Annotated in this window: 20 protein-coding genes; 4 read left to right on the top strand and 16 right to left on the bottom strand. The window is 65.6% G+C overall.

Going from position 1 to position 22,917, the window contains the following annotated elements; genetic code table 11:
• Positions 1-2: 2 nt before the first annotated feature.
• From rapZ to ABD687_RS01460, 6 genes are all read right to left on the bottom strand, one after another.
• Entirely contained in the window at positions 3-896 is an 894-nt protein-coding gene (gene rapZ / locus ABD687_RS01485; protein ID WP_264269140.1) for an RNase adapter RapZ, read from the bottom strand.
• 36 nt (positions 897-932) lie between these two features.
• Entirely contained in the window at positions 933-2,894 is a 1,962-nt protein-coding gene (gene uvrC / locus ABD687_RS01480) for an excinuclease ABC subunit UvrC (protein WP_310287875.1), read from the bottom strand.
• Between the two features lie 17 nt (positions 2,895-2,911).
• The gene (locus ABD687_RS01475; RefSeq protein ID WP_264269142.1) at positions 2,912-3,580 is read right to left on the bottom strand and encodes a lysophospholipid acyltransferase family protein; all 669 of its coding nucleotides are present in this window, start codon (positions 3,578-3,580) and stop codon (positions 2,912-2,914) included.
• Positions 3,581-4,300 carry an HAD hydrolase-like protein gene (locus ABD687_RS01470; protein WP_310293338.1) on the bottom strand — a complete coding sequence of 240 codons (720 nt, stop codon included), beginning with the start codon at positions 4,298-4,300 and terminating at the stop codon, positions 3,581-3,583.
• Between the two features lie 80 nt (positions 4,301-4,380).
• Positions 4,381-7,263: an excinuclease ABC subunit UvrA gene (gene uvrA, locus ABD687_RS01465; protein WP_310287877.1), complete on the bottom strand. Its 2,883-nt coding sequence runs from the start codon at positions 7,261-7,263 to the stop codon at positions 4,381-4,383.
• A gap of 62 nt (positions 7,264-7,325) precedes the next feature.
• Positions 7,326-7,709 (bottom strand): GntR family transcriptional regulator, encoded by a 384-nt coding sequence (locus ABD687_RS01460; protein ID WP_264269144.1) that lies wholly within the window; start codon positions 7,707-7,709, stop codon positions 7,326-7,328.
• Positions 7,710-7,794: 85 nt separating this feature from the next.
• Between ABD687_RS01460 and ABD687_RS01455 the strand changes: the two genes are divergently transcribed.
• Positions 7,795-8,457 (top strand): MBL fold metallo-hydrolase, encoded by a 663-nt coding sequence (locus ABD687_RS01455; protein WP_310287878.1) that lies wholly within the window; start codon positions 7,795-7,797, stop codon positions 8,455-8,457.
• Here ABD687_RS01455 and ABD687_RS01450 read toward each other — a convergent pair.
• From ABD687_RS01450 to ABD687_RS01440, 3 genes are all read right to left on the bottom strand, one after another.
• On the bottom strand, positions 8,444-9,898 hold the full coding sequence (locus ABD687_RS01450) for an HNH endonuclease (RefSeq protein WP_310287880.1): 1,455 nt from the start codon (positions 9,896-9,898) through the stop codon (positions 8,444-8,446). The two genes, ABD687_RS01455 and ABD687_RS01450, sit on opposite strands and share 14 nt — an antisense overlap.
• Before the next feature lie 134 nt (positions 9,899-10,032).
• Complete coding sequence (locus tag ABD687_RS01445; RefSeq protein ID WP_302266265.1) at positions 10,033-10,344, bottom strand: hypothetical protein; 312 nt, start codon at positions 10,342-10,344, stop codon at positions 10,033-10,035.
• Positions 10,345-10,383: 39 nt separating this feature from the next.
• Entirely contained in the window at positions 10,384-11,172 is a 789-nt protein-coding gene (locus ABD687_RS01440; protein ID WP_377700383.1) for a trans-aconitate 2-methyltransferase, read from the bottom strand.
• Positions 11,173-11,224: 52 nt separating this feature from the next.
• Between ABD687_RS01440 and ABD687_RS01435 the strand changes: the two genes are divergently transcribed.
• The gene (locus tag ABD687_RS01435) at positions 11,225-13,756 is read left to right on the top strand and encodes a DEAD/DEAH box helicase (RefSeq protein ID WP_310287886.1); all 2,532 of its coding nucleotides are present in this window, start codon (positions 11,225-11,227) and stop codon (positions 13,754-13,756) included.
• A gap of 56 nt (positions 13,757-13,812) precedes the next feature.
• Here the strand turns inward: ABD687_RS01435 and ABD687_RS01430 are convergent, their stop codons facing one another.
• Positions 13,813-14,667, bottom strand: coding sequence for a metal-dependent hydrolase (locus tag ABD687_RS01430; RefSeq protein WP_310287891.1), 855 nt, complete (start codon positions 14,665-14,667; stop codon positions 13,813-13,815).
• Between the two features lie 115 nt (positions 14,668-14,782).
• On the opposite strand from ABD687_RS01430, the gene ABD687_RS01425 reads away from it, so the two are divergent.
• Positions 14,783-15,262, top strand: coding sequence for a GNAT family N-acetyltransferase (locus ABD687_RS01425; protein WP_310287893.1), 480 nt, complete (start codon positions 14,783-14,785; stop codon positions 15,260-15,262).
• Positions 15,259-16,542, top strand: a complete 1,284-nt coding sequence (locus ABD687_RS01420) for an alpha/beta fold hydrolase (protein ID WP_302266259.1) — start codon at positions 15,259-15,261, stop codon at positions 16,540-16,542. Before ABD687_RS01425 ends, ABD687_RS01420 begins: the two co-directional genes overlap by 4 nt.
• Here the strand turns inward: ABD687_RS01420 and ABD687_RS01415 are convergent.
• The 6 genes from ABD687_RS01415 to coaE all read right to left on the bottom strand — a co-directional run bounded on the left by ABD687_RS01415 (position 16,539) and on the right by coaE (position 22,901).
• Positions 16,539-17,852, bottom strand: coding sequence for an MFS transporter (locus ABD687_RS01415; RefSeq protein WP_302266258.1), 1,314 nt, complete (start codon positions 17,850-17,852; stop codon positions 16,539-16,541). The genes ABD687_RS01420 and ABD687_RS01415 overlap by 4 nt on opposite strands.
• An 85-nt stretch (positions 17,853-17,937) precedes the next feature.
• On the bottom strand, positions 17,938-18,969 hold the full coding sequence (locus tag ABD687_RS01410; protein WP_377700379.1) for a TerC family protein: 1,032 nt from the start codon (positions 18,967-18,969) through the stop codon (positions 17,938-17,940).
• Between the two features lie 360 nt (positions 18,970-19,329).
• The gene (uvrB, locus tag ABD687_RS01405) at positions 19,330-21,432 is read right to left on the bottom strand and encodes an excinuclease ABC subunit UvrB (protein WP_310287899.1); all 2,103 of its coding nucleotides are present in this window, start codon (positions 21,430-21,432) and stop codon (positions 19,330-19,332) included.
• Positions 21,433-21,479: 47 nt separating this feature from the next.
• A complete protein-coding gene (locus ABD687_RS01400) occupies positions 21,480-21,941 on the bottom strand; it encodes a hypothetical protein (RefSeq protein ID WP_310287901.1) in 462 nt (153 codons plus the stop codon).
• Positions 21,942-21,949: 8 nt separating this feature from the next.
• Positions 21,950-22,321, bottom strand: coding sequence for a hypothetical protein (locus tag ABD687_RS01395; protein WP_302266253.1), 372 nt, complete (start codon positions 22,319-22,321; stop codon positions 21,950-21,952).
• Positions 22,293-22,901 carry a dephospho-CoA kinase gene (gene coaE, locus ABD687_RS01390; RefSeq protein WP_302266252.1) on the bottom strand — a complete coding sequence of 203 codons (609 nt, stop codon included), beginning with the start codon at positions 22,899-22,901 and terminating at the stop codon, positions 22,293-22,295. Before coaE ends, ABD687_RS01395 begins: the two co-directional genes overlap by 29 nt.
• Between the last annotated feature and the right edge of the window lie 16 nt (positions 22,902-22,917).

Below are 22,917 nucleotides of genomic sequence, written 5' to 3'. Positions count from 1 at the left end.
GACTACTCGCGCCCCAGGTCCCGGTGCGTGATGTTGACCCGCACGCTTGGCAGCTGGGCCAGCCGGCGCCCGATCTCCTCGGCCGTGGCCACGGAACGGTGCTTGCCGCCGGTGCAACCCACCGCGATGGTGGCGTAGTGCTTGTTTTCCCGGCGGTAGCCCTCGAAGACCGGTTCCAGGGCGCCGATGTAGCGCTCGATGAATTCCGCCGCCCCCTTGGCCGACAGCACGTAGTCGGAGACCTGCTTTTCCTTGCCGGTGTGCGGGCGAAGTTCCGGGACCCAGTGCGGGTTGGGGATGAAGCGGACATCCGCCACGTAGTTGGCATCGGTGGGCAGCCCGTACTTGAAGCCGAAGCTCATCACGTTCAGCCGCAGCACGATGGGGCCCGACTCGGAGAAGAGCTCGGTGATCGAGCGCGCCAGGTCGTGCACCGACATCTCGGTGGTGTCCACGACGATCTCCGCGGCTTCCTTCAGCTCGCGCAGCACCTCGCGTTCGCGGTTGATCCCGTCGACGATCCGTTCGTCCTCCTGCAAGGGGTGCGGGCGCCGGCCCTGTTCGAAGCGGCGCACCAGAAGGTCGTCGGCCGCGTCAAGGAAGAGCACCCGGTAGGCGATGCCGGCGCTGGTCAGCGCGTTCAGGTTCTCGCGCAGCTGCGGGAAGAGCGACTTGGAGCGCACGTCCATCACCACCGCGAGCTTGGGGATCGATCCCCCGGAGTGGGCCACGATCTCGGTGAGCATGCCCAGCAGCGTCGGGGGGAGGTTTTCCACCACGTACCATCCGTGGTCTTCCAGCGCGTGGGCGGCGGTGGTGCGGCCGGCACCCGACATGCCGGTTATCACCAGAAGTTCGGACTCGGGAGGTTTCACGGGGGCAAGCTCGGAGGTCATGACCCCTAGCCTAGTCGCCTTTGCGCGCCCAACCTGCTAGTCAAGTACCTCTCCGGTCGTCATGTTCACTGCCGGCGCACCGGTGCCGGCGGCGGCCAGCGCCTCATGCACCGTGGCGGCAAGCACCGGGCCGATGCCGGGAACGGCCGTGAGTTCCTCGACGGAGGCGGCGCGCATCTTTTTCATCGAGCCGAAGTGCTTGCGCAGGGCCTCGCGCTTGGCCGGGCCCAGGCCGTTGATGGTGTCAAGTAGTGAGGTGGTCATCGAGGCCGAGCGCTTCTGGCGGTGGAAGGTGATGGCGAAACGGTGCGCCTCGTCGCGGATCCGCTGGACCATGTACAGCGCGTGGGAGGCCCGCGGCAGGATCACCGGGAACTCGTCATCGGGCAGCCACAGTTCCTCCAGCCGCTTGGCCAGGCCGACGACGTAGATGTCGTCGATGCCCAGGTCCGCAAGCGCCCGGGAGGCGGCGGCGACCTGCGGCGGACCGCCGTCCACGATGACCAGCGAGGGCGGGTAGGCGAACTTGCGCGCCGGCAGTCGTTCGGAGGCGTCGGCGATGTCGATTTCGCCGCTGACCATCGGCACGGTGTCGGCCATTTCCGCGAGGTAGTTCCTGAAGCGGCGGGAGATCACGTCGTACATCGAGGCGGTGTCATCCCGCGCAGCGTCCCCGGTGATCGCGAACTTGCGGTAGTCGCTCTTTTTCGGCAGCCCGTCCTCGAACACCACCATGGAGGCGACCACGTTGGTGCCCTGGGTGTGGGAAGCGTCATAGCATTCGATGCGCAGCAGCGGGGTGGGAAGCCCGAGCGAGTCCTGCAGTTCCTGCAGCGAGGCCGAGCGCGTGGTCAGGTCCCCGGCGCGCCGGGACTTGTGCAGGCGCAGCGACTGCTCGGCGTTTTCCCGCACGGTTTCGGCCAACGTCGCCTTGTCCCCGCGTTGGGGAACGCGCAGCGAGACGGCCGAGCCGCGGCGCTCGTGCAGCCACGCGGCCACCTGCTCGGTGTTCTCCGGCAGCACCGGAACCAGCACCTCGCGCGGAATCCTGTCGTCCCCGGCGGCCTCGCCGTAGACCTGGGTGAGCAGGTGCTCGATGAATTCGGCAGGGGTCGAGTCCTCGACCTTTTCCACGACCCAGCCGCGCTGGCCCCGGATCCGCCCGTTGCGCACATGGAAGACCTGCACGGCTGCCTCGAGCTCGTCCTCGTGCACGGCGAAGATGTCGGCCTCGGTGTTTTCGGCCAGCACCACCGCGTTGCGTTCGAAGACCCGACGCAGCGCGGCGATGTCGTCGCGGTGGCGGGCGGCCTGCTCGTACTCGAGCTTGGAGACCGCATCGGCCATCTTGGCTTCGATCTCCTTGATGAAGCGGGTGCCTTCACCGCCCATGAACTGGCACAGGTCCGCGGCGAGCTGCTTGTGGTCCTCGGGGCTGATGCGCCCCACGCAGGGGGCCGCGCATTTGTCGATGTAGCCCAGCAGGCAGGGCCGCCCGGAGGATTCGGCGCGCTTGAACACCCCTGCCGAACAGCTGCGGACCGGGAAGACACGCAGCAGCGTGTCGAGGGTTTCGCGGATGGCCTTGGCCGGGTAGAACGGCCCGAAGTACTTGGTGTCCTTGCGCTTGTCCCCGCGCATCACCTGGGCGCGCGGGTACTTCTCCCCCATGGTCACCGCGAGGTACGGGTATGACTTGTCGTCGCGGAAGACGATGTTGAACCGCGGGTTGTACTCCTTGATCCAGGTGTATTCCAGCTGGAGGGCCTCGAGCTCGGAGCCCACGACGGTCCACTCCACGGAGACGGCGGTGTGCACCATGGCGTGCGTCTTGGGGGTGAGCCCGGCCGGGTTGGCGAAGTAGGAGTTCAGCCGGGAGCGCAGCACCTTGGCCTTGCCGACGTAGATGACCCGTCCCACTTCGTCGCGGAAGCGGTACACCCCGGGGTTGACCGGGATGTCCCCCGTCGCGGGGCGGTAGCTTCTTGGGTCTGCCACGTCTGCGCCCTTCGTTGCTAGTCGGTGATGGGTGTCTGGTTGTAGGCGTCCACGCGTTCCTGGCCCGTGAGCTCCGCGATGGCATCGACGATCGTGTCGGTGGCTGCGCGGCGCTGCGGCAGCGGGTGCTTGCGTCCCAGGTGCTCGAATTGCAGCGGCTTGCCGAAGGCCAGGGTGAAGTGGTGCGGGGTAATCCGGTTGGTTCCGGCCGGCTGCAGCTTCTCGGTGCCGATGAGTCCGACTGGCACCACCGGCGCCCCGGTGCTCAGCGCCAGCCAGCCCACGCCGGTGCGTCCGCGGTAGAGCATGCCGTCACGGGAGCGGGTGCCCTCGGGGTAGATGCCGATGCCGCCGCCGGTTTCCAGGATGTCGACCAGGGATTCCAGTGCCGCCACGGAGGCAGCCTGCTCGCCGCGCTGCACCGGGATGGAGCCCACGGACTCGAAGAAGGTCTTCATGGCCTTGCCTTTGAGGCCGGGGGTGGTGAAGTACTCGGCCTTGGCGAAGAACGCCACGTCGCGCGGGGTCAGCGCCTGGATGATGATGGAGTCCAGGAAGGAGAGGTGGTTTGAGGCGATGATGACGGGCCCGGTGCGCGGCACGTTTTCCAGGCCGGTGACGGTGGGACGGCACAGCCCCGAAAGCAGCCCGCGGATCGAGGAGCGGGTCATGGTGTACAGGCTCATTTAGGCGCTGGCTCCCTTGGTGGTGGCTGCCATGACCGATGCGCGCACGGCTTCCCCGGCGGCGTTGCCCAGCAAGAGGTCGGCAAGTTCGGCAAGGTCCGCCGCGTGGGCGCCTGCCCCGGCGGCTGCCAGTTCGCCGTCGTCGGCGAACCCCCAGCCCGCGCCGATGGACGCGATGTTGTTCTCGTGGGCAGCCTCGATGTCGTAGCGGCGGTCCCCCACCATGACGCAGCTTGCCGGGTCCAGGTCGTGTTCGCTCATCGCCGCGGCGATGATGTGGGTCTTGGAGGACGATGTGCCGTCGCCCTCGTCGTCGTTGCCGAAGATCCCGTCAAGCAGCGGGGTGATTTTCTGCACAGCAAGCAGTTGGCGGGCAATGTACGTGGGCTTGGCCGTGGCCACCAGCACCGTGGTCCCGGCGGTGCGAAGTGCTGCCAGAAGCTCCTTCACGCCCGGGTAGGGACGCGAGGCTGCCATGCCGGTTTCGGCATATTGCGCGCGGTAGGTGGCGATCAGGAAGCCGATGTCGGCGGCGGTGACGCCGTCGATGGAGGCCAGCCCGATGCTCAGCGGCGGCCCGATGAGGGAACGGAGTTTTTCTTCACCCGGGTCGGGGATCTGCGCCTGCGTCAACGCATGGCGGATACCCGAGGTGATGGCCCCGGCCGGATCCACGAGGGTTCCATCGAGGTCAAGGAGCACGGCGGAGGGAGCAATCATCACTGTTGTATTCTCGCATGGACTGGGCGCCATCGCCGTTCGTGCATGCCCGAAGCGGCATACACGAACGGCCGTGGGGCCTAGCCAAGTAGCGGCGCGAGGAACCTTCCGGTGTAGCTGTCTTCGGCCTTGGCGACCTCTTCCGGGGTGCCGACGGCAATGATCTCGCCGCCGCCGGATCCACCCTCGGGGCCCAGGTCGATGACCCAGTCGGCGGACTTGATGACATCGAGGTTGTGCTCGATCGTGATCACGGTGTTGCCCTTATCGACGAGACCCTGCAGGACCAGCAGGAGCTTGCGGATATCCTCGAAATGCAGGCCCGTGGTGGGTTCGTCGAGCACGTAGATGGAGCGGCCGTTGGAACGTTTCTGCAATTCCGCGGCGAGCTTCACGCGCTGAGCCTCGCCGCCGGAAAGCGTGGTGGAGGCCTGTCCGAGGCGGACGTAGCCGAGCCCCACGTCCACCAGCGTGCGCAGGTGGCGGGCGATCGGGGTGAAGGCGGCGAAGAATTCCGCGCCCTCCTCGATCGGCATGTTCAGCACGTCGGCAATGGATTTGCCCTTGTAGTGCACTTCCAGGGTCTCGCGATTGTAGCGCGCACCATGGCAAACCTCACACGGGACATACACGTCGGGCAGGAAGTTCATCTCGATCTTCAGCGTGCCGTCGCCCGAGCAGGATTCGCAGCGTCCTCCCTTCACGTTGAAGGAGAATCGGCCCGGCAGGTAGCCGCGGACCTTGGCCTCGTTGGTCTCTGCAAAGAGCTTGCGGATGTGGTCGAAGACCCCGGTGTAGGTCGCCGGGTTCGATCGCGGGGTGCGGCCGATGGGCGACTGGTCGACGTGGATGACCTTGTCCAGGTGCTCGAGGCCCTCGACGCGGGTGTGCCGCCCCGGGACCTGCTTGGCGCCGTTGAGCTTGTTGGCCAGCACCTTGTAGAGGACGTCGTTGACCAGGGTGGACTTCCCCGAGCCGGAGACGCCGGTGATGGCCGTCAGGACACCGAGCGGGAAGCGCGCGGTGAGATCCTCGAGGTTGTTTTCGCGGGCGCCCACGACGGTGACCTGGCGCTTCTTGTCGATCTTGCGGCGCTTGGCGGGCACCTCGATCTTCCTACGCCCGGACAGGTAATCGCCGGTGATGGAGCGGGTGTTCGCCTTCAGGTCCGCCAGTGATCCGGAGTGCACGACCTCGCCGCCGTGTTCCCCGGCGCCCGGACCGATGTCGACGATCCAGTCGGCCTCGGCAATGGTGTCCTCGTCGTGCTCGACGACGATCAGGGTGTTGCCCAGCGAACGCAGCCGGGTCAGGGTTTCGATGAGCCTGCGGTTGTCGCGCTGGTGCAGGCCGATGGAGGGCTCGTCAAGCACGTAGAGCACGCCCACCAGGCCGGAGCCGATCTGCGTGGCCAGGCGGATGCGCTGGGCCTCGCCGCCGGAGAGCGTGCCGGCGGCGCGTTCCAGGTTCAGGTACTCGAGTCCGACGTCCAGCAGGAAGCGCAGGCGGGCCTGGATCTCTTTGAGCACCTGGGTGGCAATCTGTGCCTCGCGCCCGCTCAGGACGAGGTTCTCAAGGAACTCGGAACAAGTGCGCATCGGCATGGCGGAGACCTCGGCAATGGACTTGCCGTTGATCAACACCGAGAGGGAGGCGGAGTTCAGGCGTGCGCCGTTGCATTCCGGGCACGGGATCTGCCGCATGTACTCTTCGTACTTGTCGCGGGCATTGTCCGACTCGGTTTCCAGGTGCTTGCGGTGGATGTACTGCACCACTCCCTCGAAGCCGGTGGAGTACTTCCGTTCCCGACCGAAGCGGTTCTTGTACTGCACGACGACCTTGTGGTCCTTGCCGTGCAGAATGGCCTGCCGGGCCACCGCGGGCAGCTTGTTCCAAGGGGTCTCGAGTGTGAAGTCGAGTTCGGCGCCAAGGCCCTCGAGCAGGCGGTTCCAGTATTCGCTGGTTGCTGCTCCCAACGACCATGGCGCGATGGCGCCTTGTCCCAGCGGCATCTCGACGTCGGGAATGATCAGGTCTTCGTCGACCTCAAGGCGCGTGCCGATGCCGCTGCAGGCCGGGCATGCGCCAAATGGGTTGTTGAAGGAGAACGAGCGGGGCTCGATCTCATCGATGGCCAACGGGTGTTCGTTGGGGCAGGCAAGGTTTTCGGAGAAGGCGCGTATACGACCCTCGTCTTCCGGATCGAGGTCCACGAAATCAATCAGGACCCGGCCCTCGGCGAGGTTGAGCGCGGTTTCGATGGAGTCGGTCAGGCGCTGGCGAACGGTGTCGTTGATGGCCAGACGGTCGATGACAACCTCGATGGTGTGCTTGAACTGCTTGCCGAGCTTCGGCGGATCGCTGAGCTGGATCGTTTCACCGTCGACCCGTGCGCGGGAATAGCCCTTGGAACCCAGTTCCTTGAACAGGTCGACGAATTCCCCCTTGCGGCCGCGGACTACGGGTGCCAGGACCTGGAAACGGGTTTTGGGTTCCAGCTCAAGCAGTTGGTCAACGATCTGTTGCGGGGTCTGCTTCGTGACGGCCTCGCCGCAGACAGGGCAATAGGGGCGACCCACACGGGCCCAGAGAAGGCGCATGTAGTCGTAGATTTCCGTGATGGTTCCCACGGTGGAGCGGGGGTTCTTGGAGGTCGACTTTTGGTCGATCGACACCGCCGGCGAGAGTCCCTCGATGAAGTCGACGTCGGGCTTGTCGACCTGGCCGAGGAATTGTCGGGCGTACGCAGACAGCGATTCGACATAGCGCCGCTGCCCCTCAGCAAAGATGGTGTCGAATGCGAGGGAGGACTTGCCCGAGCCGGAGAGGCCGGTAAACACGATCATCGCGTCGCGCGGCAAATCCAGGTCGACATTGCGCAGGTTGTGCTCGCGCGCGCCCTTGACCACCAAGCGGGTCAGGTCGTGCGGACGGAGGGTTTCAAGGGAGCGGGAAGTAGCCACCAGAACATGCTAATCGAAAACTGGTTCGAATTGCGCGTCCTTGTGAGGAACAAGACTTGGGTCTAGCCGACCTGGGAACTGAACGCTGCGCGAACGTAGCCGACGGCCGCTTTTTCGGAGATCCCCCAGCGTGTCGCAACGGCAGCAAATTCCGACGCGGCGTCGGCCACCGCAACCGATCCTTCATCACCGGTGGCCTGGACAATGGTGCCGTGTCGCCCGCGGGTCACGACCGCACCGCTGGCTTCCAGCTCCTTGTAGACCTTTGCCGCGGTGTTGACCGCGAGGCCCAACTGCTCGGCGAGCGCCCGAACCGAAGGCAACTTGGTTCCTGCCTTGAGGCGCCCCTTGGAGATGGCGGCCAGGATCTGCTGCCTGACTTGTTGGTAGGGAGGGGTTTTGTCGGTGCTGTCGACAGTGACAAATGCCAGTGGATTGCTGTCCATGCGAGCCTTCCTTCGTTGATGCTGGGGGCAGGGCCTTCGTTTCAGACTATCGCCTGGCCATGGCTGCGCCACGTAAGGTGAAGTCATGACAGAAATCTTCCTTGACCTCACCGACGTGAGCATACGATCCGTGAGCGTCTCCGAAATGTCCAACAACATTTACCTGGTGACTTCGAAGAGCGACGGCTCGCAACTCCTGATTGATGCCGCCGACGACGTGCCGGCCATCGACGGCCTGATCGCATCCGCTTCGTCCGACTCGGAGGTTGCCCCGAGGCTTGAGGGCATCGCGACCACTCACCAGCACTGGGACCACATCAGGGCGCTGCACGAGTACGCGAAGCGCACCGGCGCGAAAACCTATGCGGGTACTGAGGACGTACAGGGAATTGCGGAGGGTGCCGATGTGGCCATTGACGTTGCATTGAACCACGGCGACACGGTGTCGGTGGGGACAACGGTCCTGGAGTGCGTGCACCTGCGTGGCCATACCCCAGGATCCATCGCCTATGTACTTCGTGACAGCGGAGGCACCACGGTGATCTTCAGTGGCGACTCGCTGTTCCCGGGTGGCGTGGGGAACACGCAGAACGATCCGCAGCGCTTCACGACGTTGCTTGATGACGTAACCACACGACTCTTCGAGCAGTATCCCGATGAAACCCTGGTGCTTCCGGGTCACGGGGCCACGACGACGTTGGGCGCGGAGCGGCCGAGCCTGGCGGAGTGGCGCGCTAGAGGCTGGTAATCACGACACTGTCGGTCGAGCCAGGTGGAGGCGATTCGGGCGTCCCCGGCAACGGCGGCGCCATGGCTCGGTACATCTGCCCGCTGGGCGTTTTTATCAGGATCGTGTGCCGGGGACCCAGAATCACGAATTCTTCCCAACCGGACGTTTCCTTGGTCTGGTTGCAGCGAACGCATCGTCCATCGCCATTGACTTCCGTCGTCTTTCCGCCCCTGGCCACTTGGTAAACGTGGTCGTAGTGGCGAATCGGGGCGTCGCAATAGGGTGTGCGACAGAACTGATCTCGTATCGAGATCAATTCCTTCAGCTTTTGAGGAAGAATCCGAGCTTCCGAGTCCATGGCCACGAGCTGACCGCTAACCGGAGCCGTATATAGGCGTCGGACCCATGCTTCTGCTTCATTTTCACCGTCGGGACCGGTGCGGTCACCAGTGATCATCCAGCGTGCATACTCTGCGGATACGGTTCCGTAGCCTTTGATGAATGCCGGCTCGCTGTCACCTACCATTAAGCATCGGTCCGTCATCACGACCTCAACCGACAGTGGCGGTCGCGAGGCCAGTTGCTGGCCGGTGACACACTCCACCACGAAGTCGGCCATGACCTGCGCATCGGTGCGCTTGTCTTCCGCTGAGCGGCGTTTGGCAGCAGCCTTGGCCAGCGCCTCCTTAAGGGCCACGCCTTGCACAACTGGCAGCAGCCCGCTCACTCGCATCATCCCGTCCGGAGTGGGCGTCACGGATATGCGTCGCTTATTCATCGCGTCGGCATGGTTGTTCATATCCGCTTTGTTGCTGAACGCCAGAACTTCCTTCTTGGCTCGAGCCAGGAGTTGTTTGTCGCCTACGCCTTCCAACGCGCCACGCTCGCCAGCGATTTCCCGGTCAATGAGTTCACGGACGCCGGGATCCAACTTGTTGGTTTCGCGCACCAGGAGCATGGCCCGATCTTCGTTGAGTTCTCCGCGCTCCAAGGCGTTATAGGTATAGGGCATGTGCTCGATCATGGATTTCGAGTAAGAGATAAAGCTCGACCCTAGGCGTTGTGCGACCTTGCGAGCCAGCGCCACTTCGGCACCAGCACCGCGGTTCGGGTTCTCCGTGTAGATCCCCTCATCCTCATGCCGGGCGATGATGTCCTGCTCGAGCCCGTAGGCTTCCTTGGCCTGGGCCGCACAGATTGCAGCCTTGGCCCTTTCCAGTGCCGAAATCCTCGCCACTCTGACCCGTTCTCCAACATTCTGGGGCAGGAGGGTCATGGCAACGCCGACGTCGTCGATGAAATCGACGTATTCATCCCCTGGCCTTTGCGCCAACGCGCGTTCCCTGGCGGGCATTTCCATGCCTACGGGTATGTGGCGGTGGCCAAGGAGAATTTCCCCGGCAGCCTCGGCGGAGAGCGAGCTCGGGTTCGACAAGTAGCCTTCGCACTCTTCGAACATATTTACTACTATACGCCTGTTCCAGACAAATATGAAGAGCTTGATGAATTTTCAGGCTCCCAAAAATCCATGTCACCGCAGGATCGAGATACCACCTTGGGCAACGTGCGGAGGAGCACGTTCGACACCCCTGCCTACTTGAAACGCATCCCCTGCGCCTCGCAGGCGCTCTTGAAAGATTCCTCGTCCGTGATGACCGGTACTCCGGCGGCATCAGTTGACACCGCCGCGCGAATCGACTCGGTTGACGACGCGGCGCCATGTTCCGCGGCCTTGGCCATGTTGGCGCGGCCTACGCTTCCATCGTCCGTATAACCGCTGCCAAAGTGGATGCAGGCAGTGTTTCCCTGGACATCGCGCTGGCGGAATTCGTCGGCCGATGGTCCCGCACAGGCACTGAGCATAAGGGTGGCCACGGCGAGCGCGGGCAAGAGGCTTTTTCCCATGTCCCCACCCTACGAGAGGGCACGGCTCCCCGGGGCAATCTAGCGCTTGCGGCCCACCATGAAGATGCGACGGAAGGGAAAGAGCGTGACGGTCCCGCCGCCGTGGTCGTCAACGGCCGGATAGGCCTCGCTCACCAAGGCTCCGTACTGGGCCTCGAAGTCGGCGGCGTCTGTCGCGCTGAGCCGGGCCAGGACCGGGCGCAGCGCGGTTCCGCGGACCCACTCCAGCACCGGGTCCGGTCCAGAGAGGATTTGCCCATAGGTGGTCTCCCAGACATCGGGTTCAAACCCGGCATCCAGCAGGATCTTCAGGTAGTCGGAGGGTTCCCCCGACGCGTCGTCCTGCCGCAGCACGCCGGACAGTTGCGGCGCCCAGCGCTCCGATTCCGCGAGCTGCCTCATCAGCGCGTGCGACGGCGAATGGAAGTTGCCCGGGACCTGCGCGGCAAACCACGCCCCCGGCGCCAACGCCTCCAGCCAGCGGGCGATCAACTGCCGGTGTTCGGGAATCCATTGCAGCATGGCGTTGGAGACCAGTACGTCGGTATCTGGCTCTGGCGTCCACTGCGTCGCATCGGCGAATTCAAAGGAGAGGTATTCCGCATGGTGCTTGGAGCGCGCCTGATCGATCATTTCCACCGACGAGTCCAGGCCCACCACGCGGGCGTCCGGCCAGCGCTCGGCCAGGGAATGCGTCAGCGGTCCGGGACCGCACCCCATGTCCACCACCAGTTGCGGTGTCGCGGCGGTGATGCGGGCCGTCAGATCGTAAAACGGACGATCTCGGTGATCTGCGAACTGCACGTACTTGTTCGGGTCCCATTTCATAACCACAGCGTAGGCGGAAAGGTCCACGTAAACCGATAGTCTTGGACACATCATGAAACTTACCGAGTTGCTGCCCAACACTCCCCCGCGCGGTGCCACCGCCGAATCAACCTATGAAGCCTTCGTGAAGTGGGTGGAGGACCGCGGCATCGGGCTGTACCCGGCGCAGGACGAGGCCGTCATGGAGTTCGTGGCAGGCAACAACGTCATCCTGGCCACACCCACGGGTTCAGGCAAGTCCCTGGTGGCGGTCGCCGCGCACTTCCATGCACTGGCCCGCGGGGAACGCAGCTACTACACGGCGCCGATCAAGGCGCTGGTCTCGGAAAAGTTCTTTGACCTCTGCAAGATCTTCGGCGCGGAGAACGTCGGCATGGTCACCGGTGACTCCTCGGTGAACCAGGATGCACCCATCATCTGTTGCACCGCCGAAATCCTGGCGAACATTGCGCTGCGCGAAGGCAAGAACGCCGACCTGGGTCCGGTGGTCATGGACGAGTTCCACTTCTATGCCGACCCGCAGCGCGGTTGGGCCTGGCAGGTCCCGCTGCTGGAACTCCCGCAGGCTCAGTTCCTGCTGATGAGCGCGACCCTCGGCGACGTTACCCGGTTCGAGGACGAACTCACGCTGCGCACCGGGCGCGCCACCACCACCGTGGCGCACGCCGAACGCCCCATCCCCCTGCACTACTACTACTCGCAGGACCCGGTGCAGGAAGCCATCGAGGAATTGCTGGGCACCAAGCAGGTGCCGATCTACGTGGTGCACTTCAGCCAGCTGGAGGCCATCGACCGGGCCAGCGGGTTGATGAGCATCAACGTATGCACCCGCGAGGAAAAGGACCGGATCTCCGAGCTGATCGCCGGATTCCGGTTCGCCCCGGGCTTCGGCAAGACGCTGAACCGGCTGGTCCGCCACGGCATCGGCGTGCACCATGCCGGCATGCTGCCCAAGTACCGCCGGTTGGTCGAGCAGCTGGCCCAGGCCGGCCTGCTGAAGGTCATCTGCGGCACCGACACCCTGGGCGTTGGCATCAACGTGCCCATCCGCACGGTGTTGATCACCGCGCTGTCCAAGTACGACGGGGTGCGCACGCGCATCCTGAACGCCCGCGAATTCCACCAGATCGCCGGACGCGCGGGCCGCGCCGGGTTCGACACCGCCGGGACCGTCGTCGTGCAGGCCCCCGAGCACTCCATCGAGAACAAAAAGGCCATGGAGAAGGCGCTGGCGAAGTTCGGCGACGACTCCAAGAAGCTGCGCCAGGTGACCAAGAAGAAGCCGCCGCAGGGCTTCGTGACCTGGGGCGAGAAGACCTACGAACGGATCATCGTCTCCACCCCCGAGACGCTGAACTCCTCGTTCGCGGTGACCCACTCGATCCTGCTGAACCTGCTGGCGCGCGAGGGCGATTCCTTTGCCGCGGCGCGCCGGCTGCTCACGGAGAACCACGAGCCCCCGGTGCGCCAGCGCGCCCTGCAGCGCAAGGCGCTGGGCATCCTGCGCGAGCTGCTGGCCACCGGCGTCGTCGAACGCCTCGAACACCCCGACAGGCACGGCAACATGCTGGCCCTCACGGTGCACCTGCAGGAGAACTTCGCGCTGAACCAGCCGTTGTCCCCCTTCGCGCTGGCGGCCCTTGAGCTCTTCGACGCCGAGTCCCCCGGCTATGCGCTGGATGTGGTCTCGGTCATCGAGGCGACGCTGGAAAAGCCGCGCCAGGTGCTCTCGGCCCAGGAGAAGAAGGCCCGCGGCGAGGCGATCGCCGCGATGAAGGCCGAGGGCATGGAGTACAACGACCGCATGGCCGCGCTCGAGGAGGTCAGCTACCCGCAGCCGCTGGCCGAGGTGCTGGGCAACGCGTTTGAGCAGTATCGCGCCGGTGCCCCGTGGCTCGGCGACTTCGAGGTGGCCCCCAAGTCGGTGGTCAGGGACATGTACGAGCGCGCCATGAGCTTCAGCGAATACGTGCAGTTCTACTCGCTGGCCCGCTCCGAGGGCGTGTTGCTTCGCTACCTCACCGACGCCTTCAAGGCGCTGCGCCAGACCGTGCCGCAGGACGCGCTTCGGGAGGACCTGTCGGACCTCATCGAATGGCTCGGGGAACTGATCCGCCAGATCGACTCCTCGCTGCTGGACGAATGGGAGGAACTGGCCAACGGCGTGCTGCACGAGCCCGACGCCGAGATCATCCCGCCGGCCCCCGAGCGCCTGACCTCCAACGAGCGCGCCTTCCGCGTGATGGTGCGCAACGAAATGTTCCGCCGCGTGAAGCTCTTCGCCGACGAGCAGGACGGTGCCCTGGGCGAGCTGGACGGGCACAGCGGCTTCGGTGCCGATGCCTGGGCCGATGCCATGGACGCGTACTTCGAGGAACATGAGGACATCGACGACGGACCCGGTGGCCGTGGCCCCAACCTTCTGCTGATCACCCCGTCCAAGGAGTCATGGAAGGTGCGGCAGGTCTTCGCCGACCCGGCCAATCACCACGACTGGGGCATCGACGCGACGGTGAACCTGGCCGACTCCGACGAGGCCGGCTACCCGGTCATCACGGTGACAGGCGTGGGGCGCCAGGACTAGGACGGCACCTGCAAATGCGCCCGCCGGATCATTCCGGCGGGCGCATTTCCTTTGCGCTAAAAGCCCAGCAACTTGGTCAGCGGCAGCACCTGGTTGTGGGCCAACAGCACCACCGGCACCACCAGCCCGGCCAGCGCGTACGCGGAGACCGGCACGCAGAGCAGCCACTCGCGCACCGAACCGGCCCGCCCCAGCACGGGAATGGCTATGCGACCACCTGGCTTCCACACGTCCTTGAGCAGCGGAACGCGGCGGATGAAACGCGGGGAACGGATCCGCACCGGCCAGATCAGGTTGCAGCCGCCAACGGTGAGCATGTCACCTGCAATGTGCACCGCGCAGCCCACTGCCACCGCAAGCACCAGCCAATTCTGCTCGTCCGGCGAGAACACCGCCACGAAGATGCCGGCCGGCACCGAGAGGATCCACGGCAGCTTCGCCATGGTGTCGGGAATGAACTTCAACGCCTTCAACGCGAAGGACACCAGCAGCACCGCCAGCAACCCGGCACCCGGATAGACCAACCCGAAGCGGGTGGAATCCACTGTCCACATGCCCAGCACCCACGCCATGAACGTGAATGCGGCAATGCCCAGCAACGAGTGCGTGCCGTTGCGGTGGCCGCCGGACACCTCGCCGATGCCCGCGCAGATCGCGTTGGACACCGGCGGCAGCGAGTGCGCGATGGTTGCCCGGCGATGGTCCGCGTCGGGCAGCAGCGCCGCCCCGGCACAGACCATCGCCCCCGCGACCCCGGCAATCGGGGACTGCTCCAGCAGGCCGAAGCCCAGCGGGATGGCGTCGGGCAGCCAGGGAAGGTGCTCGGGGAGGCTCCCGGTGGGGAGCTTGAAATTCGTGGTCAACGCGATCCAGGCTGCTGCGCCGGTGGCCGCGTGGTGGCCGCCCATCATATTGCTTGGTGCCGTCCTTGCTTTTGTTCTTGCGTGTCGATCGCCCCCAACATTAGGGGCCCGCACCCACGCGTTGGATTCACGGCACGCAAACGCTGCCGGTAGGCTTGGTCACATGCATTTGATTCGCCCGGCACAGCCCTCCGACGCCGCCGCCATCCTGGATCTCATCCACGAATTGGCCATCTTTGAGCGCGAGCCCGACGGGGTGAAAAACACCGAGGCCGATCTCGTCGCCCACCTCTTCGGAGCCGACCCGAAGGTCCATGCGCACGTGGTCGAGGAGCACGGCACCGTCCTGGGCTTCGCCCTGTGGTACCTGACGTATTCAACGTGGGAGGGCACGCACGGGATCCACCTGGAGGACCTGTACGTGCGCGAGAGTGCCCGCGGCGCCGGACACGGCAAGGCGTTGCTGGCCACCCTGGCGCAGATCGCGGTGGAGCGCGGCTACCGCCGCGTGGAGTGGAGCGTGCTGGACTGGAATGAACCGGCCATCGGCTTCTACGACTCACTGGGCGCCGGATCGATGGAAGGCTGGACGGTGCGCCGGCTCGAGGGAGCGGCGCTGGCTGCATTGGGGAACCGGAAATGAGCACCACCCACGTCTTCCGCGGCATGCGCAGCACCGAGCACTACTTCGAGCTGCCGCTTGACCACTCCCGGCCCGAGGGCGAGACCCTCACGGTGTTCGCCCGCGAAATCACCTCCACCAAGCACGAGGACCCCTCGGCGATGCCGTGGCTGCTCTTCCTGCAGGGCGGGCCCGGCGGCAAGTCCCCGCGCCCCGCCTCGCTCACCGGCTGGATGGCGGAGGCCGCCAAGACCTTCCGGATCCTGCTGCTGGACCAGCGCGGCACCGGCCTGAGCACCCCGGCCAACCGCCAGTCCCTGCCGCTGCGCGGGGACGCGGCGGCCCGGGCCGCCTACCTCACCCACTTCCGCGCCGATGCGATCGTGCACGACGCCGAGGCGATCCGCCGCGCCCTGGGGATCTCCTCCTGGAGCACCTTCGGCCAAAGCTACGGCGGCTTCTGCACGCTGACCTACCTGTCCCTGGCCCCCACGGCCCTTGACCGCTGCCTGGTCACCGGCGGGCTGGCCTCGCTCACCGCCGACGCGGACACCGTCTACCGCGCCACGTACGCACGGATGGCCGCGCGCAACGAGGAATACTTCGGCTGGTACCCGCAAGACCGCCTGGTCCTGGACGAGGTCGTCGCGCACCTGCGCGCCACCGAGGAGCACCTGCCCAACGGGCGGGCCCTGACCGTGCCGCTGGTGCAGATGCTCGGCCAGTTCCTGGGCGGCAACACCCGGGTGCACTCCCTGCACCATGTCCTGGAGGGCGCCTTCATCGACACCCCCGGCGGCAAGCGGCTCTCGGACACCTTCCTGGCCGCCGTGGCCGAGCAGGCCGACCGCACCACGAACCCGCTCTATGCGCTGCTGCACGAGTCGATCTACGGACAGGGCGCAGCCACCAACTGGGCCGCCGAACGCGTGCTCGGGGAATTCCCGGCCTTCTCCCCCGACGCGGCGTCCCCGCTGCTGACCGGAGAAATGGTGTACAGCTGGTACTTCGACTCCGACCCGGTGCTGCGCCCGCTGGAGGAAACCGCGCGGATCCTGGCCGAACACGAGGACTGGGGCCGACTCTACGACCCGGAGGTCTTGGCTGCCAACACCGTGCCGGTCGCTGCCGCCGTCTACACGCACGACGTGTACGTGGACAGGGACCTGTCGATGGAGACCGCCGCCGCGGTGGGCAACATGCGCGTGTGGGAAACCGACGAATTCCACCACGACGGAATCGGCGACGACGGCTCGATGATCTTCGCGAAGCTGCTGGAAATGAGCAACGCGGATTCCTAGGCCCGCGCAACCTCGCGCACGCAGAAGACGGCAACCAGCAGGATGAAGCCCAGGCACAGGTAGCCGAGCCCGGCGTAGCCCAGCCACGCCAGCAACAATCCGGAACCGGCGGCGCCCAATGCCCCGGCGGCACCCATGAGGGTGTCGGAAACACCCTGGACCAGCACGCGGCGTCCGCGCTCCACCCGCGAGGCCAGGAACGCGGAGCCGGAAACGGTGCACATGGACCAGCCCAGGCCCAGCAGCACCAGGCCGGTGGTGACCGCTGCCCGCGAGTCGGCACCCAGCCCGGCGACCAGCACCGCCGCCACCAGCACGCCCTGGCCCGCCAGCATCATCCGCGGCTGCCCGATCCTATCGGCCAGTGAGCCGACGAGCGGGGAGAGCGCATACATGCCGGCGATGTGGAGCGAGATCACGAACCCGATGACCACCAGGATGTCGGCGGTGCCCCCGTGCATTTCGTGCCCCGGGATGGCGGCAAGATCCTTGAGGTGCACCGGGGTCATCGACATGACGCCCACCATCACCAGGTGCGCCACCACGATGGTGGAGATGCCCAGGGCCGCCCCCGGCGATTCCCGCACCGCCACCAGCCCGGTGGCCAGCGATCCGCGTCGGCGGCCCACCGCCGGCGGGTGCGGGGCAATGCCGTCGGCGGCCTCCCAGGCGCGGGCCAGGTCGATGGGGTCCGGGCGCAGCCCGATGTTCAGCACCAGGATGGCCAGGACCATTCCGGCAAGCGAGAAGAGGAACGGCCCGCTCATCGGCGGCAGCCCCAGGCCCTGGCCCAGCACTGCTCCCGGTCCAATGAGGTTCGGGCCGGCAACCGCTCCGATCGTGATGGCCCAGACCACCAGACCCAGATCGCGACCGCGGGTGGCGTCTTCGGCAAGGTCGGTGGCGGCAAAGCGGGCCTGCAGGTTTGCCGCGGACCCCACGCCCAGCAGCGCAGCCCCGAGCATCAGCACAGCGAAGCTCTCCAGCACCGGGGCCAGCATCATGCCGACGGCGCCCAGCCCGGCCAGGAAGTAGCCGAAGGACAGCGCCACGCGGCGGCCGCGCTTCACCGCGAGGGCCGCCAGCGGCAGGGCGCTGAGCGCGCCCGCGACAGAGATCGCGGTGGTGGCCGCACCGGCGAAGGCGTTGGACCCGGTCAGCTCCACGGCCATGAGCGACCCGATGGCCAGCCCCGCGCCGTTTCCCACGCCGGACAGCAGCTGGGAGGCGGAAAGCGTGAAGACCACGCGGCGCTGCGCCCTGGTGCGCGTTGACTCGGGGATGAGCAGGGTTTTCCGGGATACAGTCACCTCGGCAGTCTAGCAACGTACGCGGGGGTTAAAGAGCTGCGGGGCCCGCTTCCCGAAGGAAACAGACCCCGCCTGCGCCTGGCGACTACTTGGAGTCGTTGTTGGCGTCCTCTATTGCCTGTTCTGCCTTTGCTGCCTTGTGCTCCTCGGCGGCGCGGCGGCCGGCCGGGGAAAGCAGCGAGGCAACCGTGGCAATCACGATGGTGCCCAGGATGACCACCAGCGAGACGGTGATCGAGATATCCGGCACCCACTCGATGTGACGGCCACCGTTGATGAAGGAGAGCTCGTTGACGTGCATCGCGTGGAAGACCAGCTTGACGCCGATGAAGGCCAGGATGATCGACAGCGCGTGCTTGAGGTAGATCAAGCGGTCCATCAGGCCACCGAGCAGGAAGTACAGCTGGCGCAGGCCCATCAGCGCGAACAGGTTCGCGGTGAAGACGATGAACGGCGACTGGGTCAGGCCGAAGATGGCCGGGATCGAGTCCACGGCGAAGAGCAGGTCGGTCATGCCGATCGTCACGAAGACCATGACCATCGGGGTGAACATCTTCTTGCCGTCGACGACGGTGCGCAGCTTGTTGCCGTCGTATTCCTTGGAGATCGGCAGGTTCTTGGTCATCTTGTAGACCAGGCCGTTGTTGGCGCCCTCGGACTCGTCCTCGCCCTTGTCGGTGGCCTGCTTCCAGGCTGTCCAGAGCAGGAACGCACCGAAGATGTAGAAGACCCACGAGTAGTTTTCGATGACAGCTGCACCGAGAATGATGAAGATGCCGCGCAGGATCAGGGCGATGATGATGCCGAACATCAACACTTCCTGCTGGTATTTACGCGGAACCGAGAAGCGGGCCATGATGATGATGAACACGAAGAGGTTGTCGATGCTCAGCGAGTATTCGGTGACCCAGCCGGCAATGAATTGCTGGCCGATGTCCGGGCCCGCCTGCCACCAGACAACGGCGCCGAAGATCAGGGCCAGGGTGACATAGAAACCGACCCACAGGCCGGATTCCTTCATCGAGGGTTCGTGTGGTTTCTTGACCACATAAAGCAGGTCAAGCAGAAGAATGATGCACAATGCGGAAAGAGAAATAATCTCAAACTGCAGTGACAAGCCGTGGTTTCCCAATGTGGGGCCTTTCAAAACGGGGTACGTGGAACTACCGCAAGTCTCTCCGCCGCCCGTTCAGATTGGGTCGGCCGCTGCGCCCGGCGGGGCATCATTGCCCCGCGTGTTGACGATCACAGCACAATTGGGATACTCCCCTACGCTTGGACCAGTCTAACGCAAACAAGTTTCAGGCACGTGAATGACCAGGCCAAAGAGGCAGTAAAGGCTGCCCATGAGGAAGCGACAACGCATCCGGCCCATATCGTCATACATGCCCTCGACGGGCACGCGTACCGCGAGTATGACCTGGCCTGAAATTATTGATCCGCGCGGCATTGCCGCCGGAAGGATCGGCTGGCTGACCTACGCGTGGCCCGCGTTCTTCATCTGGCGCAATTCCTTCTTCAGTTCGGAGACCTCGTCGCGCAGCCGGGCGGCGACCTCGAAGTGCAGCTCCGCGGCGGCCGCGTGCATTTGCTCGGTCATTTGCTCGATCATGTCCACCAGGTTCTCCGCCGGCGCCGCAGCCAGCCCGTCGGCCCGCACCGTCTCGTGGGCCTTATTGGTGCCGGCACTGGAGCGCTTGGCGGTCTTGGCCAGGCGCTGGTTGTTCAGCAGTTCCTGGGTGTCGGCGTCCTCTCGGGCCAACGAATCGGTGATGTCGGCGATCTTCTTGCGCAGCGGCTGCGGGTCCACGCCATGGTCCTTGTTGTACTTCTGCTGCACCTCGCGGCGCCGGTTGGTCTCCTCGATGGCCTGGGCCATGGCGTCGGTGATCTTGTCCGCATACATGTGCACCTGGCCGTCGACGTTTCGCGCGGCGCGCCCGATGGTCTGGATCAGCGAGGTGGCCGAGCGCAGGAAGCCCTGCTTGTCGGCATCCAGGATCGCCACGAGCGAAACCTCTGGCAGGTCAAGACCCTCGCGCAGCAGGTTGATGCCGACCAGCACGTCGAACAGGCCCATGCGCAGCTCGCGCAGCAACTCCACGCGGCGCAGCGTGTCCACGTCCGAGTGCAGGTACTGGACCCGCACCCCGTGCTCGGTGAAGTAGTCGGTGAGGTCCTCGGCCATCCGCTTGGTCAGCGTGGTGACCAGGATGCGCTCGTTGCGTTCGACCCGGGCGCGGATCTCGTCGAGCAGGTCGTCGATCTGGCCCTTGGTGGGCTTGACGATGATTTCGGGGTCGATCAGGCCCGTGGGCCGGATGATCTGCTGGACCACGCCGTCTGCCTTGCCGAGCTCGTACTTGCCCGGGGTCGCCGAGAGGTAGACGGTCTGCCCGATGCGCTCGAGGAACTCGTCCCACTTCAGCGGCCGGTTGTCCATGGCCGATGGAAGGCGGAAGCCGTGCTCCACCAGGGTGCGCTTGCGCGACATGTCGCCCTCGTACATGGCACCGATCTGCGGGACGGTGACGTGGGATTCGTCGATGACCAGCAGAAAGTCGTCGGGGAAGTAGTCGATCAAGCAGTGCGGGGCGGTGCCCGGGGCACGGTTGTCGATGTGCCGGGAGTAATTCTCGATGCCGTTGCAGAAGCCCATCTGCTCCATCATCTCCAGGTCGTAGGTGGTGCGCATGCGCAGTCGCTGGGCCTCCACCAACTTGTTCTGGTTCTCCAGGGTCGACAGGCGCTGCTGCAGCTCGTCCTCGATGTCCTTGACGGCCCGGCTCATCCTCTCGGCGCCGGCGACATAGTGGCTGGCGGGGAACACGTACATCTCGTTTTCCTCGCGGATCACCTCGCCGGTGACCGGGTGCAGCGTGTGGATCGACTCGATCTCGTCGCCGAAGAACTCGATGCGCAGCGCCTGCTCCTCGTACATCGGGATGATCTCCACGGTGTCCCCGCGCACCCGGAAGGTGCCGCGGTGGAAGTCCATGTCGTTGCGGGCGTATTGCATGGAGACGAACCTGCGCAGCAGCGTATCGCGGTTCAGTTCCATGCCCTTTTTCAGGGTGACCATGCCGGCGACGTATTCCTCCGGGGTGCCCAGTCCGTAGATGCAGGAGACCGTGGCGACCACGATGACGTCGCGCCGGGTCAGCAGCGCGTTGGTGGCCGAGTGGCGCAGCCGCTCGACCTCCTCGTTGATCGAGGAGTCCTTCTCGATGAAGGTGTCGGTCTGCGGGACGTAGGCCTCGGGCTGGTAGTAGTCGTAGTAGGAGACGAAGTACTCCACGGCGTTGTTGGGCAGCAGCTCGCGGAACTCGTTGGCCAGCTGCGCGGCGAGGGTCTTGTTCTGCACCATCACCAGCGTGGGCCGCTGCACCTGCTCGATGAGCCAGGCGGTGGTCGCGGACTTGCCGGTGCCGGTGGCACCCAGCAGGACCACGTCCTTTTCCCCGGCGTTGATGCGGGTGGACAGCTCCTTGATGGCGGTTGGCTGGTCTCCGGCGGGCTTGAACTCGCTGATGACCTCGAAGGGGGCGACGACGCGGTTGATCTGCTGCGCAAGACTCATGCATCTAGGCTACGCCCTGGCACCCCCGCTTTGCCCGCGCGCTCGCCTCAGGCTGAAAGGCCGGCAGCGGCGACCCTTGTACGCAGCCGGCCGATGCGGGCGATCGGCGCGTCCTGCGCGCCGGAGGCGAATCCGAAGTAGTCGGCCGCCCCGCCCAGGATGCCCTCGACCAGCTCGCCGGCATCCACGATGTGGCGCACCTTCCCGACGGTGAACTTGGCGATGCTCCCGGTTCCCGTCAGGAGGATGTTCGCATCGATGGACGGGTAGGGAACCTCCGAGCTCCCGTCGGCCAGATAGCCCTCGACGGCTTCCAGCAGGGCATGCCAGATCCCGGGCAGGTCGTCGACAAGGTCGACGGGGACCAGCTGCAGCGAGTGGTAGCGCAGCTGGACCGATCCGATGGTGCCTTCCAGCGTCGCTGCGCGTTCGGGGTCACGCTGGATGCTGAGAAGCTGCGGGGCCGAGCCGTCGGCAGGTGCGTGCCTCAGGAAGGATTCGGCGACCATCGAGGTCCTCACTTGCGGGCCTGCCGCTCCACGATGTTGCCCAGCGCGCCGCGCATCAACCGGATCATGAACACGATGGTGGCTCCGGTGGCGGAGAGGAGCCCGGCAAGGGCCAGCCAGGCCGGGAGCAGCACCTGCGCGTCGTAGCCGGAGTCCCGGGAGACGAACTGCTCGCGCCCGCCGAAGAAGAGCCAGAGCACCAAGGCACCGGCCAGGGCGATGAACGCCAAGGCCCAGAGTCCGCGGACGACGCGCATTTCGGTGCGGGCCTTGGCGGATTCGGCGGCCAGCAGCGCCGCAAGTTCCGCCCGGGCCCGCGAGTTCCCGTCGTTCCCGGGGTCCGCAGGGTGCTCAGCGGGCACGGCTGGTGGATGGGGCAATGTTCTTCTCCCAGATCTCTGTGACTTGTTGGCGCAGCTGCGCAAGCGTGCCGGAGTTGTTGATGACGATGTCGGCGACGGCCGCGCGCTGCGCGTCGGTGGCCTGCGCGTCAATCCGGGCGCGGGCATCTGCCTCGTCCATTCCGCGGTCCTCGACCATGCGGCGCAGGCGTTCGTCCAACGGCGCTGCGACCACGATGACCAGATCGAAGTCGCTCCCCTGCCCGGTTTCCACCAGCAGCGGGATGTCTTGGACGATGACCGCGTCCGCCGGCGCCGCGGCGCGTTGCCGGGCGGCCTCGGCCCGCACGCGCGGGTGGACGATGGAGTTCAGTTTTTCCCTGGCGGTCGCGTCGGCAAAGATCAGCGCCCCCAATGCCGGGCGGTTCAGCTCGCCGGCTTCCGTGAGCATTCCGGGGCCGAAGGCCTCGGCGACCTCCGCCAGGCCCGGGCTTCCGGGGTTCACCACGGAGCGGGCGATGGCGTCGGCGTCGATGAGCACGGCGCCGAGTTCGGCGAGCTGCCGGGCGACTGCCGATTTTCCGGCGGCTATCCCGCCGGTGAGTCCCACATTGAGCATGTGTCCCAGCATACCG

Source organism: Paeniglutamicibacter sulfureus, from assembly GCF_039535115.1.
Classification (GTDB): Bacteria; Actinomycetota; Actinomycetes; order Actinomycetales; family Micrococcaceae; genus Paeniglutamicibacter; species Paeniglutamicibacter sulfureus.
Note: the sequence above shows the minus strand (reverse complement) of the source record. Positions and strands in the feature narration are given on the sequence as shown.

Coding starts and splice junctions, on each gene's coding strand:
- rapZ (WP_264269140.1), bottom strand. CDS start 896: ATGACCTCCGAGCTTGCCCCCGTGAAACCTCCCGAGTCCGAACTTCTG.
- ABD687_RS01475 (WP_264269142.1), bottom strand. CDS start 3,580: ATGAGCCTGTACACCATGACCCGCTCCTCGATCCGCGGGCTGCTTTCG.
- ABD687_RS01470 (WP_310293338.1), bottom strand. CDS start 4,300: ATGATTGCTCCCTCCGCCGTGCTCCTTGACCTCGATGGAACCCTCGTG.
- ABD687_RS01460 (WP_264269144.1), bottom strand. CDS start 7,709: ATGGACAGCAATCCACTGGCATTTGTCACTGTCGACAGCACCGACAAA.
- ABD687_RS01455 (WP_310287878.1), top strand. CDS start 7,795: ATGACAGAAATCTTCCTTGACCTCACCGACGTGAGCATACGATCCGTG.
- ABD687_RS01450 (WP_310287880.1), bottom strand. CDS start 9,898: ATGTTCGAAGAGTGCGAAGGCTACTTGTCGAACCCGAGCTCGCTCTCC.
- ABD687_RS01445 (WP_302266265.1), bottom strand. CDS start 10,344: ATGGGAAAAAGCCTCTTGCCCGCGCTCGCCGTGGCCACCCTTATGCTC.
- ABD687_RS01440 (WP_377700383.1), bottom strand. CDS start 11,172: ATGAAATGGGACCCGAACAAGTACGTGCAGTTCGCAGATCACCGAGAT.
- ABD687_RS01435 (WP_310287886.1), top strand. CDS start 11,225: ATGAAACTTACCGAGTTGCTGCCCAACACTCCCCCGCGCGGTGCCACC.
- ABD687_RS01430 (WP_310287891.1), bottom strand. CDS start 14,667: ATGATGGGCGGCCACCACGCGGCCACCGGCGCAGCAGCCTGGATCGCG.
- ABD687_RS01425 (WP_310287893.1), top strand. CDS start 14,783: ATGCATTTGATTCGCCCGGCACAGCCCTCCGACGCCGCCGCCATCCTG.
- ABD687_RS01420 (WP_302266259.1), top strand. CDS start 15,259: ATGAGCACCACCCACGTCTTCCGCGGCATGCGCAGCACCGAGCACTAC.
- uvrB (WP_310287899.1), bottom strand. CDS start 21,432: ATGAGTCTTGCGCAGCAGATCAACCGCGTCGTCGCCCCCTTCGAGGTC.
- ABD687_RS01400 (WP_310287901.1), bottom strand. CDS start 21,941: ATGGTCGCCGAATCCTTCCTGAGGCACGCACCTGCCGACGGCTCGGCC.
- coaE (WP_302266252.1), bottom strand. CDS start 22,901: ATGCTCAATGTGGGACTCACCGGCGGGATAGCCGCCGGAAAATCGGCA.